This is a genomic window from Cupriavidus sp. PB-02 (assembly GCF_058252315.1).
Genome location: NZ_CM177694.1, coordinates 1,690,063 through 1,706,390 on the forward strand (window position 1 = coordinate 1,690,063; position 16,328 = coordinate 1,706,390).

General features: G+C 68.0%; 17 protein-coding genes and 1 pseudogene. 13 read left to right on the top strand and 5 right to left on the bottom strand.

The window, feature by feature from the left end:
- The first annotated feature begins 68 nt into the window (after positions 1–68).
- The 8 genes from mltG to AC10V3_RS08160 all read left to right on the top strand — a co-directional run bounded on the left by mltG (position 69) and on the right by AC10V3_RS08160 (position 5,854).
- Entirely contained in the window at positions 69–1,064 is a 996-nt protein-coding gene (mltG, locus tag AC10V3_RS08125; RefSeq protein ID WP_022534615.1) for an endolytic transglycosylase MltG, read from the top strand.
- Positions 1,065–1,071: 7 nt separating this feature from the next.
- A complete protein-coding gene (tmk, locus tag AC10V3_RS08130; RefSeq protein ID WP_022534616.1) occupies positions 1,072–1,683 on the top strand; it encodes a dTMP kinase in 612 nt (203 codons plus the stop codon).
- 117 nt (positions 1,684–1,800) lie between these two features.
- On the top strand, positions 1,801–2,838 hold the full coding sequence (locus AC10V3_RS08135) for a DNA polymerase III subunit delta' (protein ID WP_022534617.1): 1,038 nt from the start codon (positions 1,801–1,803) through the stop codon (positions 2,836–2,838).
- 66 nt (positions 2,839–2,904) lie between these two features.
- Positions 2,905–3,297, top strand: coding sequence for a PilZ domain-containing protein (locus AC10V3_RS08140; protein WP_022534618.1), 393 nt, complete (start codon positions 2,905–2,907; stop codon positions 3,295–3,297).
- A gap of 37 nt (positions 3,298–3,334) precedes the next feature.
- Positions 3,335–3,859 carry a GNAT family N-acetyltransferase gene (locus AC10V3_RS08145; protein ID WP_022534619.1) on the top strand — a complete coding sequence of 175 codons (525 nt, stop codon included), beginning with the start codon at positions 3,335–3,337 and terminating at the stop codon, positions 3,857–3,859.
- A gap of 35 nt (positions 3,860–3,894) precedes the next feature.
- Positions 3,895–4,689 carry a TatD family hydrolase gene (locus tag AC10V3_RS08150; RefSeq protein WP_022534620.1) on the top strand — a complete coding sequence of 265 codons (795 nt, stop codon included), beginning with the start codon at positions 3,895–3,897 and terminating at the stop codon, positions 4,687–4,689.
- Complete coding sequence (locus AC10V3_RS08155) at positions 4,682–5,449, top strand: ankyrin repeat domain-containing protein (protein WP_022534621.1); 768 nt, start codon at positions 4,682–4,684, stop codon at positions 5,447–5,449. The genes AC10V3_RS08150 and AC10V3_RS08155 overlap by 8 nt, the downstream gene beginning before the upstream one ends.
- A gap of 15 nt (positions 5,450–5,464) precedes the next feature.
- Complete coding sequence (locus AC10V3_RS08160) at positions 5,465–5,854, top strand: YkvA family protein (RefSeq protein WP_022534622.1); 390 nt, start codon at positions 5,465–5,467, stop codon at positions 5,852–5,854.
- On the opposite strand, the gene egtB is transcribed toward AC10V3_RS08160, so the two are convergent.
- Together egtB and AC10V3_RS08170 are read right to left on the bottom strand one after the other, a co-directional pair.
- Positions 5,851–7,140 (bottom strand): ergothioneine biosynthesis protein EgtB, encoded by a 1,290-nt coding sequence (gene egtB / locus AC10V3_RS08165; protein ID WP_022534623.1) that lies wholly within the window; start codon positions 7,138–7,140, stop codon positions 5,851–5,853. The two genes, AC10V3_RS08160 and egtB, sit on opposite strands and share 4 nt — an antisense overlap.
- 184 nt (positions 7,141–7,324) lie before the next feature.
- Positions 7,325–7,945, bottom strand: a complete 621-nt coding sequence (locus AC10V3_RS08170; RefSeq protein WP_022534624.1) for an FMN-dependent NADH-azoreductase — start codon at positions 7,943–7,945, stop codon at positions 7,325–7,327.
- Between the two features lie 171 nt (positions 7,946–8,116).
- Here AC10V3_RS08170 and AC10V3_RS08175 point away from each other — a divergent pair, with 171 nt between their 5' ends.
- From AC10V3_RS08175 to AC10V3_RS08185, 3 genes are all read left to right on the top strand, one after another.
- Positions 8,117–9,064, top strand: coding sequence for a LysR family transcriptional regulator (locus AC10V3_RS08175; RefSeq protein WP_022534625.1), 948 nt, complete (start codon positions 8,117–8,119; stop codon positions 9,062–9,064).
- Between the two features lie 223 nt (positions 9,065–9,287).
- Entirely contained in the window at positions 9,288–9,707 is a 420-nt protein-coding gene (locus tag AC10V3_RS08180; protein ID WP_022534626.1) for a DoxX family protein, read from the top strand.
- 124 nt (positions 9,708–9,831) lie between these two features.
- Entirely contained in the window at positions 9,832–10,401 is a 570-nt protein-coding gene (locus tag AC10V3_RS08185) for a DUF4136 domain-containing protein (RefSeq protein ID WP_022534627.1), read from the top strand.
- A gap of 18 nt (positions 10,402–10,419) precedes the next feature.
- Here the strand turns inward: AC10V3_RS08185 and AC10V3_RS08190 are convergent.
- Positions 10,420–10,713, bottom strand: a pseudogene (locus tag AC10V3_RS08190) (EAL domain-containing protein); the annotation flags it as partial.
- A gap of 190 nt (positions 10,714–10,903) precedes the next feature.
- On the opposite strand from AC10V3_RS08190, the gene AC10V3_RS08195 reads away from it, so the two are divergent.
- Positions 10,904–14,464, top strand: a complete 3,561-nt coding sequence (locus AC10V3_RS08195) for an FtsK/SpoIIIE family DNA translocase (protein ID WP_490923671.1) — start codon at positions 10,904–10,906, stop codon at positions 14,462–14,464.
- A 32-nt stretch (positions 14,465–14,496) separates the two neighbouring features.
- Entirely contained in the window at positions 14,497–14,838 is a 342-nt protein-coding gene (locus AC10V3_RS08200) for a cupin domain-containing protein (protein WP_022534630.1), read from the top strand.
- A 12-nt stretch (positions 14,839–14,850) separates the two neighbouring features.
- On the opposite strand, the gene AC10V3_RS08205 is transcribed toward AC10V3_RS08200, so the two are convergent.
- Positions 14,851–15,162 (bottom strand): Zn-ribbon domain-containing OB-fold protein, encoded by a 312-nt coding sequence (locus AC10V3_RS08205; RefSeq protein ID WP_022534631.1) that lies wholly within the window; start codon positions 15,160–15,162, stop codon positions 14,851–14,853.
- A complete protein-coding gene (locus AC10V3_RS08210) occupies positions 15,159–16,328 on the bottom strand; it encodes a thiolase family protein (RefSeq protein ID WP_022534632.1) in 1,170 nt (389 codons plus the stop codon). Before AC10V3_RS08210 ends, AC10V3_RS08205 begins: the two co-directional genes overlap by 4 nt.

Consider the following 16,328-nt stretch of genomic DNA (forward strand, 5'->3'; position numbering starts at 1 on the left):
GTACGTGACGTTAAGCGGCGGTGCGCAAGCCCACCGATGCCCGGTCAGCCGCCCCCAACTCCTGATACATGAAACGTTTCTTCCTTCGCCTGGGATTTGCCGTGCTGGTGTTTGCGCTGGCAGCCGTCGGCGCGTTCGCGTGGTGGGCCAATCAGCCGCTAACCCTTAAAAACTCGCCGGTGGAAGTGGTGATCAAGCCCAATTCCAGTGTCGCCAGCGTCGGCCGGCAGATCCAGCGCGGCGGCGTCGGCATGGACCCGCGGCTGTTCATGCTGCTGGTGCGCCTGACCGGGCACGGCCCGGACCTGAAGGCCGGCGGCTATGAATTCGAGACCGGCGCCACGCCGCTGTCGATCATCGGCAAGCTGGCGCGCGGCGAGGTCACGCACTATGTGGTCACCGTGATCGAGGGGTGGGAATTCCGCAAGATGCGGGCTGCCGTTGACGCCAACCCGGCACTGCGGCACGACACCCAGGGCATGTCCGAGGCGGAGCTGATGAAGGCGATCGGTGCGGCCGAGGCCTCGCCCGAGGGACTGTTCTTCCCAGACACCTACCTGTTCGCGCGCGGCAGCAGCGATATCGAACTGTACAAGCACGCCTACCGCGCCATGCAGCGCCGCCTGAACGAAGCCTGGAACGCGCGCGCGCCCGACCTGCCCTACAAGACCCCGTATGAGGCGCTGGTGATGGCATCGATCGTCGAGAAGGAAACCGGCCAGGCCGCCGAGCGCCCGATGATCGCCGCCGTATTTCTCAACCGGCTGCGCAAGAACATGATGCTGCAGACCGACCCGACCGTGATCTACGGCCTGGGCGAGCGCTTCGACGGCGACCTGCGCAAGCGCGACCTGCAGACCGACACCCCGTACAATACATACACCCGCACCGGCCTGCCGCCCACGCCGATCGCACTGCCGGGGCTGGCCTCGCTGGCGGCGGCCACCGCGCCGGCGCCGTCCGACGCGCTGTACTTCGTCGCCCGCGGCGACGGCAGCAGCCATTTCTCCAACTCGCTTCCCGAACACAACCGCGCGGTCGACAAGTACCAGCGCGGCAAATAGGCATTCCATGCGCGGAAAATTCATCACTTTCGAAGGCATCGACGGCGCCGGCAAGAGCACCCATATCGACTGGGTCGCCGGCCGCCTGCGCGCGCGCAGCGGCGTCCCCGGCGTGGTCACCACCCGCGAGCCGGGCGGCACGCCGCTGGGCGAGGACCTGCGCCAGATCCTGCTGCACCGCAAGATGCACCTGGAAACCGAGGCGCTGCTGATGTTCGCCGCCCGGCGCGAGCACATCGCCGAGGTCATCGCGCCCGCGCTGGAGCGGGGCGACTGGGTGATCTCCGACCGCTTCACCGACGCCACCTTCGCGTACCAGGGCGGGGGCAGGGGCTTGTCGACGCAGCGGCTCGAAGTGCTGGAGGACTGGGTGCAGGACGGCCTGCAGCCGGACCTGACGCTGCTGTTCGACGTGCCGCTGGAAACCGCCAGCGAACGGCTTGCCGGTGCGCGCTCGCCGGACAAGTTCGAGGCCGAATCCCGCGCTTTCTTCCAGCGCACCCGCGACGAGTACCTGCGCCGGGCCGCGCAGTCGCCGCAGCGCTTCCGCGTGATAGACGCCACCCGCAGCATTGAAGAGATTCGCGAAGAACTCGAAGCTATCATTGCAACGCTTTGATTTTGTGCCGATATACGTGGGCCGTGATATCTCCGCGATCCGCACTGATGCGAAATCCGCAACACGGCTCGTATCTCAGGTAAAGCCTTAAATTTTGCTTCTAACCCACTGATTCGCATGCTCTATCCCTGGCAGAAGGAAGACTGGCAACGGCTCGGCGCGCTGCGCGAACGGTTGCCGCATGCCTTGCTGATCCATGGCCAGCAAGGCATCGGCAAGCGCGACCTGGCGCTGCATTTCGCGCAGGGTCTGCTGTGCGAGGCGCCGCTGCCCGATGGCCAGCCCTGCGCCCAGTGCGCCGCCTGCCACTGGTTCAGCCAGGGCAACCACCCGGATTTCACCGTGGTGCGGCCCGAGGCGCTGGACGCGTCGGCCGAGCCCGAGACCGACGAGGGCGGCAAGAAGAAGGCGCCCAGCAAGATCATCCGCATGGAGCAGGTGCGCGCGCTGATCGAGGCCGTGGGCGTGGGCACGCACCGCGCCGGGCTGCGCGTGGTGGTGGTGTACCCGCTCGATGCGCTGCAGGCCGAGGGCGCCAACGCGCTGCTCAAGACGCTGGAAGAGCCGCCGTCGTCTACTGTGTTCCTGCTGGTGACCGACCGGCTCGACCGCATCCTGCCGACCATCCTGTCGCGCTGCCGCCAGTTCTCGGCCCAGCGCCCGACGCCGGAGGCCGCGCTGGCCTGGCTGCGCGGGCAGGGCGTGGCGGATGCCGAAGCCCAACTGGCCCAGGCCGGCGGCTCGCCGCTGACCGCGCTGCACGCGGCCGAGGCCGAGGAGCAGCCGCTGCAGCGCTGGCTGGTCGGCCAGCTGGGCGCGGGCGCGGCCTTTGACGCCTCCGCTGCGGCCGAGCAACTGCAGAAGCTGCCGGTGCCCGCCGTGCTTGGCATCCTGCAGCGCTGGACGTACGATCTGCTGAAGCTGCGCCTGGATGGCGGCGAGGGCACCGCGCCGCCGTCTTTGCCACATTCCTTGCCGCGTTATTTCCCCAAGGAGCGTGCCGCGCTGGCGCGCTGCGCCGGGGCCACCGACGCGCACCGACTTCAGGCCTATGCGACGCGGCTGACCGCGCATCGACGCAGCGAAAACCATCCGCTGGCGGCACGCCTGGTGATGGAGGCGGTATTCCTGGAGTACCGCCAGCTGTTCCGGTAGCGCAGCAAGGTTTCAGAACAAAGCCATAACAATAAGCAGCACCGATAGTCATTCAGGGGGTCAACCATGAACACAGCAGTTGCCGGCGCATCGCCGGAAGCGCCTACCGGCAGCGGGGCGGCCTCGCGCCCCAATGTCCTGTCCCTATCGATCAAGGACCAGGCCGGGCTGTATGCGGCCTACATGCCGTTCCTGGCGCGCGGCGGCATCTTCGTCCCGTCAAACCGGCCGTTCCGGCTGGGCGAGCAGGTGTTCCTGGTACTGTCGCTGCTGGACCGGCCGCAGAAATACCAGATCGCGGGCCATGTGGCCTGGATCACCCCGGCGGGCACGCCGATGAAGACCCCCGGCGTCGGCGTGCATTTCCCCGACGACGACAACGGGCGCAACCTGCGCCGCGCGGTGGAGGAGATTCTGGGCAAGACGCTGGAGTCCGGGCGCCCCACGCAAACCTTATGAACGTTGCGAAGTTGTTGTCGCAACCTATTGATTTTCAATGAATTCATCGGAATTTTCCCTGCGTATTGCCGAGCCCCGCGACCTGCCGGGCATCGTCGCCATCTATAACAGCACCGTGCCGTCGCGCATGGTCACCGCCGATACCGAGCCGGTCACCGTGGCCTCGCGCCAGGCCTGGTTCGACGCGCACCAGCCCGGGCGCCGGCCGCTATGGGTTTGCGAGGACGCCGACGGCCAGATGGCCGGCTGGATGAGCTTCTCTGACTTCTACGGCCGCCCGGCCTATGGCGGCACCGCCGAGGTGTCGATCTACCTGGACACGCAGCGCCGCGGGCAGGGGCTGGGCCGCTACCTGCTGCAGCAGGCCATCGACCATGCGCCCCAGGTCGGCGTGAACACGCTGCTCGGCTTTATCTTCGGCCACAATGCGCCCAGCCTCGGGCTGTTTGAGGCGATGGGCTTCACGCGCTGGGGCGACCTGCCGCGCGTGGCCGTGCTCGACGGCGTCGAGCGCGACCTGATCATCCTCGGTCGTCGCGTGGCCGGCGCCCGGCAGGCCTGAACCGGGCCTGCGCGCCCCCGCATAAGAGATTTCCCATGTTTGTTGATTCCCACTGCCATATCGATTTCCCCGAGCTGGCTGCGCGGCTGCCGGAGCTGCTGGAGAACATGCGCGCCAACCAGGTCACGCATGCGCTGTGCATTTCCGTCACGCTGGAAGACTTCCCGCGCGTGCTGGCGCTGGCCGAGCAGCATCCCAACCTGTACGCGTCGGTCGGTGTCCACCCGGACTACGAGGAAGGCGAGGACCCGACGCTCGAGCGCCTGGTAGAACTGTCCGCCCACCCGCGCGTGGTCGGCACCGGCGAAACCGGGCTGGACTACTACCGCCTGAACGGGCGCAGCATCGCCGAAATGGAATGGCAGCGAGAGCGCTTCCGCACCCATATCCGCGCGGCGAAGCAGACCGGCAAGCCGCTGATCATCCATACCCGCTCATCGGCCGACGACACGCTGCGCCTGATGCGCGAAGAGAACGCGCGCGAAGCCGGTGGCGTGATGCACTGCTTTACCGAGACCTGGGACGTCGCCCGCCAGGCGCTGGACGAGGGCTTTCATATCTCGTTCTCCGGCATCGTCACCTTCAAGAGCGCGGCCGACCTGCAGGAAACCGCGCGCAAGGTGCCGCTGGAGCGCATGCTGATCGAGACCGATTCGCCCTACCTGGCGCCGGTGCCGTACCGCGGCAAGACCAACGAACCGGCCTGGGTGCGCCATGTGGGCGAGTTTATCGCTCAGCTGCGCGGGGTGCCGGTGGAGCAGGTAGCCGAGCAGACTACCGAAAACTTTTTCAATCTATTCAGGCATATCGACAGGAATTCTCATGTTTGACATGAAATTTGTCCGCCGTGCCGCCGGCGCCGTGGTGCTGGCCGCGGCCACGCTGGCGCAGGCCGCGCCCGCCGACGACATGCGCAAGGCCGTCGAGTTCGACGACGCCAACACCGTAAAGAAGCTGCTCGCCAAAGGCGTCGATCCCAACCTGGTGGACAGCCGCGGCAACCCGGCGCTGGTGCTGGCGCTGCGCGAGAAATCGCTGAAGGTGGCCACGGTGCTGATCCGCGCCAAGGACATCGACTTCGACAAGGCCAACCCGGCCGGCGAGACGCCGCTGATGATGGCGGCGCTGCAGGGCCAGCTTGACATGGTCAAGCTGATGGTCGACGAGATGGAGGCCGAGATCAACAAGACCGGCTGGACGCCACTGCACTACGCGGCCACCAACGGCCACAACAACGTGGTCAAGTACCTGGTCGAACATGCCGCCTATATCGATGCCGAAAGCCCCAACGGCACCACGCCGCTGATGATGGCTGCGCGCGCCGGCCATATCGAGACCGTCAAGCTGCTGCTGGACGAGGGCGCCGACATGCGCCTGAAGAACCAGCAGGGCATGACCGTGATCGACTTTGCCGAGCGCTACAACCAGGCCGAGATCGCCAAGGGTCTGAAGGACCGCTGGCAGAAGCTGTATCCGCAGACGCCGATCGTGGCGGCGCCGCCGCTGAAGGCGCCCACCGGCGAGCCGGGCGGGCAGCGGCCCGCGGCCCAGCAACCCGCGGCGCAGCAGCCCAAGACCAAGGGCTGGTAAGCGCGGAGCGCGGCGATGGCCGTCGGCGCACGCCTGCGCCAGTGGGCGCGCCGGCTCAAGGCGAACCTGCTGACGCTGTGGTTCTGCAGCCGCCACCCCGGCACGCCGTGGGGCGCGCGACTGCTGGCCGCGCTGGTTGCGGCCTATGCCTTCAGCCCGATCGACCTGATCCCGGACTTCATCCCGGTGCTGGGCTATGTCGATGACGTGCTGCTGGTGCCGCTGGGCATCTGGCTGACGCTGCGGATGATTCCGCCTGCGGTGAAGGATGAATGCCGTGGCCGGGCCGAGGCGTGGCAGGCCACGCAGGCAAAACGGCCGCGCAATCGCGCGGCCGCCGTGCTCATCGTGCTGGTGTGGGTAGTGCTGGCGTGGCTGGCGTGGCGCTGGCTGGCGCGGGCCTAGACATCGTCCGCCAGCCGCACCCCGGTGAACTGCCAGCGCTGGTGCGGATAGAAGAAGTTGCGGTACGTCGCCCGGATATGCGATTCCGGCGTGACGCACGACCCGCCTCGCAGCACCATCTGGCCGCTCATGAACTTGCCGTTGTACTCGCCCACCGCGCCGGCCCTCGGGCGGAAGCCCGGATATGGCAGGAACGCGCTGCCGGTCCATTCCCACACATCGCCGAACATCTGGCGCAGCACGCCCGAGGTGTTCTGCCGGTCCGGCAGCGGCCGCAGCGCGCGCCCCTCGACGAAATTCCCCGTCGCCGGCAGGCTGCGCGCCGCGTGCTCCCATTCCGCCTCGGTCGGCAGCCGGCGTTCGGCCCAGCGCGCAAAAGCCTCTGCCTCGTAGAAGCTGACATGCGTCACCGGGCTGTCCGGGTCGACCGGATGCATGCCGCGCAGCGTCATCTGCCACCACGTGCCCTCGCGCGCCTCCCAGTAGAGCGGGGCCTGAATGCCTTGCTCGCATACCCAGCGCCAGCCGTCCGACAGCCACAGGCCCGCGGTCTGGTAGCCGCCGTCCTCGATAAACTCGAACCATTGCCGGTTGCTGACCGGATGCGAACACAGCAGGAACGGCTGCAGGTAGACCTTGTGGCGCGGCCCTTCGCAGTCAAAGGCAAAGTCCTCGCCGCCATGGCCGATCTCGACCACGCCGCCGTCAAAGCCGATCCAGTCGGGCGCGGGCCGCGGGTCGGCGATCACCGGCGCGGTCAGCTCCGGCGCGAGGGCGGGGCGCAGCGGATTCTGCGCGAACAGGTGCAGGATGTCGGTCAGCAGCAGCTCCTGGTGCTGCTGTTCGTGCTGGAGGCCGAGCGTGATCAGCGCGGCTTCGTCGTCGGTCTGGGCCTTGCCCAGCAGCGACATCATCGATTCGTCCACACCCTCGCGGTAGGCCAGCACCTCGTCCAGCGAGGGGCGGCTGAGCAGCCCGCGCTGCGGGCGCGGGTGGCGCTGGCCGACGGCCTCGTAGTAGGAGTTGAACAGGTAGCGGTAGTCCGGGTCCACCGGCTCGTAATCGGGGATGCGCGCGGCCAGCACGAATTCCTCGAAGAACCAGGTGGTGTGCGCGAGATGCCATTTTGCCGGGCTGGCGTCGTCCATCGACTGCACGGTGGCATCGGCATCGGACAGGTCGGCCACCATGGCTTCGGTGGCGGCGCGTACATGGCGATACTGCGAAAGCAGGGCGGGTTCGTGCGGGGGATGGACGGCGGCGGCGGGCAACAGGGCTGAAGTCATGCGGGCTCCCGGAGATGGATCGGTCGATGACTGCAGGCGGCCTGCCAGCCCGGGCTTGCGCCCTGCGCCAGCGCGCCGCCCATGGCACGCGGGGCGCCGTAGCGCCCCGATCCATCATAGACCTGATCTGTCCCCGGGGCGAGCCGGCGCCGTCCTACAGCGCCTGGCTCCCACCGTCGGCGCCTCAGGCAGCCAGGCGGCTGGCGTCGTTCAGCGCCGCGATCTCGGTGCGGGCGCTGGCCAGGCCGGCTTCGCGGAACTGCGGACCCATGGCCAGGCCGTGGGCGCGCACGTAGGTGATGTCGGTGATGCCGAGGAAGCGGAACACCACGTCGACGGTCTTCTCGTGCAGGTCCAGTTCATTGGCATCCTGGCGCACGCCGCCACGCGACGACACCACGATCACGCGCTTGCCGCCGGCCAGGCCCACCGGGCCGTTCTCGGTGTACGTGAAGGTGCGGCCGGCCTGCGCAATGCGGTCGATCCAGGCCTTGAGCTGGCTCGGGATGCTGAAGTTGTACTGCGGCACGCCCACCACCAGCACGTCGGCGGCCAGGAACTCGGCCAGCCATTGCTCGGTGCGCTGCAGCTCGGCTTCCTGCACGGCGTTCAGGCCGTCCTTGGGGCCGCCCAGCACGGGCAGCAGGTTGCCCGACAGGTGGGCCGGCGCGTCCGTGTCCAGGTCGCGCACGGTCACGGTGGCGCCCGGGTTGGCGGCGACCAGGTCGGCCACCACGCTGGCGGTCAGGGTGCGCGAAACGGAGTTGTCGCCGAGGACGCTGGAATCGATCTGCAGGATGTTCATGTCTTTCTCCACAAGGTGCGGTTGCGATGGAAGAAAGATACTGGCTGCCCATTGGTATCGGTAGTGAGGCAAAATGCAAAGGATTGTTCTACCGATGCAACGCCAATCTGGCGGCTATTCCGGCCATTCTCCTGCCAGATAAGCCCTGCGCGGTGATCCTGGAGCCTTTCCATGCAAGACCTCAACGACCTGTCCCTGTTCGCCCAGGTGGTCGAACACGGCAGCTTTTCCGCCGCCAGCCGCGCCACCGGCGTGCCCAAGTCGCGGCTGAGCCGGCGCATTGCCCAGCTCGAGCGCGACCTGGGTGTGCAGTTGTTGCGCCGGACCACACGCCAGGTGCGCGTAACGCCGCTCGGCGAGTCCTTCTACGAACGCTGCCGCGCCATGCTCAAGGAGGCCGAGGCCGCCCGCGAAGTCATCGAGCAGGCGCGCGAGCAGCCCGGCGGCGACCTGCGGGTGAGCTGCCCGGTTGGCGTCGCCCAGAACCTGCTGGCGCCGGCCATCGGCCTGTTCATGCGCGCCAACCCGGCGGTGCGGATCGAACTGGAAGCCACCAACCGGCGCGTGGACGTGATCGGCGAGGGCTTCGACCTGGCGCTGCGTGTGCGCGACGTGATGGAAGACTCCAGCCTGGTGGTGCGCACCTTCGGCGAAAGCCAGGTGATGCTGGTGGCGAGCCCCGCGCTGCTCGACAGCATCGGCCGGCCGCGCACCGCCCAGGCGCTGGATGGCATGCCGGGCGTGGGTCAGAAGCCGCACGACGGCAAGCATGTCTGGACGCTGCGCAGCAAGACCGGCGAATCGGTCCAGATCGCCTACGACCCGCGCCTGATTACCGATGAATTTGCGCTGCTGCGCGAGGCGGCCATCGCCGGCGTCGGCGTCGCGATGCTGCCGCGCATGTATTGCCGCGAGGCGCTGGAGAACGGCGAGCTGGAGCTGGTGCTGCCGCAGTACGAGATGCCGGTCGGCACGCTGCACGCGGTGTTCCCGTCGCGCAAGGGCGTGACGCCGGCCACCCGGCGCTTCCTCGATTTTCTCGGCGAGGTCCTGCCCGAGTGTGTGCAAAAGGTCGGCATGCATGAGCCACGGCAGCCGGCGATGCACCGGGTGGTGTAGCGCGGCGCACAGCGTGGCTGGCAACGTTGAGGCTGGCAAGTGGTGGGTCCGCCGCATCCTGGTGAAGCCATCGTTCATCCTTGCGGCTTTACCTTCACGCCGGCTCGCACTAAGGTACATGGGGCGGACCCTGCGCGTGAGGGTAAAGGCGCATGGCTGTGGCCGGCACCGGCCCGGCTTGTCCGCCCTGGATTTCGGCATTTAACTCGGCAAGGAGAATGGCATGGGTGGCTCTCAGGGTTCCCAGGACTTGGGCAAGGCGCTGCTGCGCATCGTGCTTGGCGTGCTGATCCTGTTGCACGGGATCGCCAAGCTGACTGGCGCCTCCGGCATCGGCTTCGTGGCGAAGGTGGTCGCGAACGCCGGGCTGCCGGAGTGGGTCGCCTATGGTGTCTATATTGGGGAAGTGGTGGCGCCGATCCTGCTGATCATCGGGTTGTGGAGCCGGCTGGCGGCGGTGATCGTCGCCCTCAACATGCTGTTCGCGCTGGGGCTGGTGCACAGCAAGCAGTTCGGCATGCTGTCCGATACCGGCGGCTGGGCGCTGGAACTGCAGGGCATGTACCTGGGCGCGGCGCTGGCGGTGGCCCTGCTGGGTGCCGGCCGCCTCAGCGTGGGTGGTCTCAACGGCAAGCTGAACTAGTCCGGCGGCTTGCCGGAGTCCACGGTGCCGCGGCGCGTCCCGGCGCCGCTGGCGATGGCGGACTGAAGAAGACGGACTGCAAGGGCTGCGCCCACGCGCGGGTGCGGCCTCACGGAGGTGTATCGTGAAATCCTTCCGGCTGTTGTGCCCTGCGGTGGCCGTGGCGGCACTGACCCTGGCAGGCTGTGCCAGCGTGCCCGACATCAAGACCGACTACAGCCGCACCACCAACTTCAGCGCGTACCGCAGCTTCGGCTTTGTCGACAATCCCGGCACCGACCGGCAGGGCTACGAAAGCCTGACCACCCAGTACCTGAAGTCCGCCGTGCGTCGTGAGATGGACGCGCGCGGCTACCGCTACGCACCGCAGTCGCCCGACCTGCTGGTCAACTTCAACACGCAACTGCAGGAGAAGGTGCAGGTCAGCCCGTCACCGGCGCCGATGATGGGGTACTACGGCTACCGCGGCGGTCTGTACGCGCCCTGGCCGGGCTACGGCTTCTACAACGACGTCTACACCTACACCGAAGGCACGCTCAATATCGACCTGGTCGACCGCAGGGAAAAGAAGCTGGTGTGGGAAGGCGTGGCAGTGGGCAGCGTCGATGCGCGCGACCAGGCCAACGCGCAGCAGCGTATCGACAAGGTGGTGGCGCAGATCTTCGCCAAGTACCCGTTCCGCGCCGGGCAGTAGCGACGGGCTTGCTACCGGCTAGGCCGGCGGCACCGCGCGGTCGATGGCATCGGCGACGAAGGCATCCACCGGCTTGGGCGCCGACCACAGGTAGCCCTGGCCAAGGGCGCAGCGCAGCGCCACCAGCGCGCTGCGCTGCGCGTCGGTCTCGACGCCTTCGGCCACGCATTCGAGCCCCAGGTCCAGGGCCATGCCGATCATGCTGCGGCAGATGGCGGCGCGCGGCCCGGGGCGGTCGATTTCGGCGGCGAAGGAGCGGTCCAGTTTCAGTTGTGTGAAGGGCAGGTCCGCCAGCAGCTTGAGCGTCGGGATGCGGGATTTGCCGCATGGTAGCGCCGCACGGCGGAGAGAACCATCAACTGGCGCAGAGTTTGCCATGCTGCCCCGTGGAAAACGCGCAGCAGATGCACGGCGTTACGAATATTTGCGCTTTCCGACCCAATGGCGCCCTGCCATAACCGCTACAATCGCTGCCCGTAGTTTTGAACATGGCATGTCGATAATGGGTTTTGGCTGGTTCGGATTCTCGACCTTCTGGGTAGTGCCGCTGATCTGGCGGCTGGTCTCGCGTTTGCTTGCCGGCGAGCGCCGGCTCGCGGGGCCGGGCTCGCTGCGCGTGTGGCTTGGCACGCTGGCGGTGCTGTGCGCCAGCGCCAGCCTGGAAGCGCTCACCGGCGGCGCCGAACCGGAATCGAGCGCCGGGGGCTCGGCCGGCCGCGCGCTGGCCGGCCTGATGGGCAACCTGTTCGGCTGGACCGGTGCGCTGCTGCTGATGCTGGGCGTGCTGGCGCTGGCCGCGCCGATGGTGTTCGGCGAGACCTGGCGCAATCTGTTCTCGCGCAAGCCGCGCCGCGCGCCGGCTGCCGATGCCGCGCCGGACGAAGCGCCGGCCGTGTTCGCCGCCACGCAACCGCTGCGCGAGACCGAGCGCCGGGATGCCACCGTAGTCGGCAATGCCGGCTGGGCTGCTCCGACCCCGCGCCACCGCAGCTTCGAAGCCGTGTCCGCACGCCGCCAGCCTGCCTGGCAGCCGCCGCGCCGCACGCGCGAATCCCCGCCGCAGCCGGGCGAGATCTGGCTGCACCATGCCGATTCTCCCGGGGCGGTGAAGCCGGCGCGCGCGTCGTCGCCGGTGCCGCCTGTGCAGCCCGCGCCGGCACCGGCACCGCGCCCCGCGCCGCCGGCGGCGCGCAAGCCTGTCAATACCGCCACGCCGGCACCCGCGGCGGCGTCGCGGCCGGCGCAAGCGCTGCGCGCGACTGTCGTCAGCAGCCCGTTCCGCCAGCCGCGGCCGCTGGATCGTGCGGCGATCACGACGCTGCCGGAGGCTGCCGGCAAGACGGCTACGGCGACCGTTGCAGCGGCTGCCGTAGCGGCACCGGCTGCGGGGGCATCCGCCGCGCCTGCGCCGGTTGCGGCCACCGTGGCTGCGACCGAGCCGGTGGCCGCCCCGGCACCGTCTGTTGCTATTAATGAAGCCGAGGCGCCGATGGCGGCCGAGGCGAGTGCCATCGCAGCGCCGGCCCAGCCCGGTTCCGCAGTGGGCGCGGTGGACGCTGCGGCTGAAGCGGACGATGCGCCGGACGCCATCGCCGACGAGGCCGATGAAGTCACGCTGGCCGCCATCCGCCAGGAAGCGCTGGACCTGCTGGCCGAACTGCAGGCCTTGTCGCGCAAGTCGGCAGTGCTCCAGCCTGTTCCGATGCCGGAAGCTGCGATCGAGCCGGAGACAATCGCCGCCACCACGGAGACGGCTGCCGATATTCCCGCCGATCCGGAACTTGCCGCGCCCGACAGCATCGCTCCGCAAGCGCAAGCGCAAGCGCAAGCGCAAGCGCAAGCGCAAGCGCAAGCGGAAGCGGAAGCGGAAGCGGAAGCGGAAGCGGAAGCGGAAGCGGAAGCCGAAGCCGAAGCCGAAGCCGAAGCCGAAGCCGAAGCCGAAGCCGAAGCCGAAGCCGAAGCCGAAGCGGAAGCCGAAGCCGACGCGGAAGCCGAAGCCGAAGCGGAAGCTGACGTCCAGCTGGAGGCGGTCCAGGCCGACTCAGCCACCATTGCGGACGACCTCGCCGAAGCCCTCGAGGCCGAGCTTGAAATCACCGGTGCCGAGGCCGTTGCGCAAGCGGTGGCCACCACGGCGATGGCGGAGGAGGGGAGTGCGCCGGAGCCCTTCGAGGAGCCGGCAGCGTCCGACAGCGACACCGAAGCGCTGATGGATGCCAACGGACTGGTCGAAGAGGACGCCGATATCGTCGCGGAAACCACGGCGCCTGTCGAAGCTGCTGAATCCGTCGAAGCCGTCGAAACAGTGGAAGCTGCCGAAGTAACCTCGGAAGCCGTGGAAGCCGTGGAAGCCGTGGAAGCCGTGGAAGCCGTGGAAGCCGTGGAAACGGTCGAAACGGTCGAAACGGTCGAAGACACCGAACCCCCGGCCAACCTCCCGCCGCCGGTTCCGGCAGCCAAGCCCCGTATCGTGCTGCCCGCCGTGGTCGGCCGCACCGTGCCGCTGGCCACCGCCCAGCCCACCGCAGTTCCCGCGTCGGCCCCGGTTCCACCGGTACCGCCAGCACCGCGCCCGGTCGTCGACTACCGCCTACCGCCCTTCGACCTGCTCGAAAGCGAGGTCGACAGCGCCGAGCAGGTCTCGGAAGAACGCCTGCGCGAAACCGGCGAACTGATCGCCCAGCGGCTGGCCGAGTTCAAGGTGCCCGTCGCCGTGGTCGGCGCCGGCGCCGGCCCGGTCATCACGCGCTTCGAGGTCGAACCCGCCATGGGCGTGCGCGGCGCGCAGGTGGTCGGGCTGATGAAGGACCTGGCACGCGCGCTGGGCGTGACCTCGATCCGCGTGGTCGAGACCATTCCCGGCAAGACCTGCATGGGGTTGGAGCTGCCTAATGCGCGCCGGCAGATGATCCGCCTGTCCGAGATCGTCAACGCCGCCTCGTTCCAGGCGCACCATTCGCGGCTGGTGCTGGCGATGGGCAAGGACATCACTGGCAACCCGGTCGTCACTGACCTGGCGCGCGCACCGCACCTGCTGGTTGCCGGCACCACCGGTTCGGGCAAGTCGGTGGCGGTCAATGCCATGATCCTGTCGATGCTGTACAAGGCCACGCCGGAAGACGTGCGCATGATCATGATCGACCCCAAGATGCTCGAGCTGTCGGTCTACGAAGGCATTCCCCACCTGCTGGCGCCGGTGGTCACCGACATGAAGCAGGCCGCGCACGCGCTCAACTGGTGCGTCGGCGAGATGGAGAAGCGCTACAAGCTGATGTCCGCGCTGGGCGTGCGCAACCTCGCCGGCTACAACCAGAAGATCCGCGCCGCCGAGGCCGCGGAGCAGAAGGTGCCCAACCCGTTCTCGCTGACCCCGGACGCACCCGAGCCGCTGTCGCGTCTGCCGATGATCGTGGTGGTGATCGACGAGCTGGCCGACCTGATGATGGTCGCCGGCAAGAAAATCGAAGAACTGATCGCGCGCCTGGCACAGAAGGCGCGCGCCGCCGGCATCCACCTGATCCTGGCCACGCAGCGCCCGTCGGTGGACGTGATCACCGGCCTGATCAAGGCCAATATCCCGACGCGGGTGGCGTTCCAGGTTTCGTCCAAGATCGATTCGCGCACCATCCTCGACCAGATGGGCGCGGAGAGTTTGCTCGGCCAGGGCGACATGCTGTTCCTGCCGCCGGGCACCGGCTACCCGCAGCGCGTGCATGGCGCCTTTGTCGCCGACGACGAAGTGCACCGCGTGGTCGAGCACTGGAAGCAGTTCGGCGAGCCGGATTACGATGAAGCCATCCTCGCCGGCGACCCGGCCGAGGCCAGCGGCGCCGACCTGTTCGGCGACGGCGGCGGCGATGGCGAGGCCGACCCGCTCTACGACGAGGCCGCCAGCTTTGTGCTGACCAGCCGCCGCGCCTCGATCTCGGCGGTGCAGCGCCAGCTGCGCATCGGCTACAACCGTGCGGCGCGGCTGATCGAACAGATGGAAGTCGCGGGGCTGGTGTCGCCGATGGGCCGCAACGGCGCGCGCGATGTGCTGGCGCCGGGGCCGGGCGACTGAGGTCCCCGCGCCACGACCTTCGGGAGGCACGGATGAAGCCTGAGCATGGAAACCTGCTGGCAGATGTGCCGGCGAATGCGGCAGAGGAGATTTTCCAGCCGCTGCTGGCGCGCCCCGGCCTGAAGATCGAGCGCATCGTCTCCAACGGCCAGAGCAGCCCTGAGGGGTTTTGGTACGACAGTGCGGACGATGAGTGGGTGCTGCTGGTCAGCGGCAGCGCCGCGCTGGAACTGGAAGGCCAGCCAGGGCTGCATATGATGCAGCCTGGCGACTGGCTGCACTTGCCCGCGCATTGCCGGCATCGCGTGGCGTGGACCGATGCGACGGGGCCGACGGTTTGGCTGGCGGTGCATCACGGGGGCGTCGACAGCTAGCCATGCTGTGCGTCAATGCGCTGATCCGGCATGTCCGAGAACGCGCATCGCGTCGTCCAATTCCAGCCGGACCATGGCGCCCGCACGCATGGCTTCATCGAGACGGGCAATCACCACCGGCCCGGCCGTCGACCTGACCGTGGCCAAGTGCACGTCTTCACCGCACTGCGCGCCGACGCGATGGCGCACAACCGTTGTTTCCTCGATCGTGCCCCCTTCCGCGACCTGCTCTTCCCAGTCCGACGCGCCGCAGTGCGGGCAGAAATAGCGCGCGGGAAATAGCACCGCGTCGCATTGCCGGCAATGAAAAACGATAAGGTTCATCTCGATTCCTGGTCCACCCGCTCGAGTACCACGGCGTTCGCGCACATGCCGTAGCGATATTCGACCATGCCATAGCCGCTCACGGCCGCAAGGCGCGCGCCAGCCACCTGCCGTGCGCCGGCTTGCGCGTGCAACTGGGTAAGCGCTTCGACCAATCCATGCATGCCCCCGGCGGCGCCCGCCTGGCCGGCGGACAACTGGCCACCAGACGTATTCACCGGCAAATCATGCGAGGCGATGCGTGCAATCAGGCCACGCAGATCCCCGTCTGGCGCAAAGCCGAGATCGGCCAATTGCACCAGCGCCATGACCGGGTAATCGTCATACACCGACACCAGATCCATGTCCTGCGGACCGGCGCCGGCCTGCCGCCACAGATCGTCCGCCAGCGCGACCAGCCCGGTCTGTAGCCCGTCACCGGTCTGATGATCGAGGTTATAGCGGCATTGCAGCGCCCGCACGCGTACGGCAATGCCCGCGCGGCGCGCCAGATCGGCTCGGGCCACGACCACCGCATTCGCGCCGCAGACCACGGGCACGCAATCGAAACGGCCCAGCGGATCCGCAATCATGGGTGCGGAAAGGTATTCGTCGAGCGTCAGCGGCGTGCGATATACCGCGCCTGGATTTCGCGCCGCCCAGGCGCGCTGCGCCACGCACAAGGTGCCGTAGTCGTGCCTCGTCAATCCGTGACGACGCGCATGCCGTTGGGTCAGCATGGCGAACACGCTATTCGGCCCCCCGTGTTCGAGAGGCCTCAGATACGTCCTAGTCGTCAGGTTGTAGTGCTCGATCAGTTGCTTGAAGTCGGCCGGCGTAAAGCGATCGCCACTCAGCAGTACGATCACGGATGCGTCGCCGCACTGTATCGCTCGCACGGCGTGCTGCAACAGATTGATGGCGCTGGCGCCACCATGGCAGTCGTCCATGGACCAGCGGGGACTGAGGCCAAGCCGCCAGGCCATATCGATCGCATGATCGGGAGCCAGTGTGAATGAGGCCACGCCGAGCCCGTCAACCTCGCTCGAGGTGAATCCTGACTGGACGAGCGCGGCACTGAACGCCTGCGCCAGCAGGTCTGCGGTGCTCTCCTCCGCTGCTTGGCGGCGGTATGGCACCTCCACGCCGGCGGCCAGCACCACGTTGTCATAATCGCTAATCGTCAT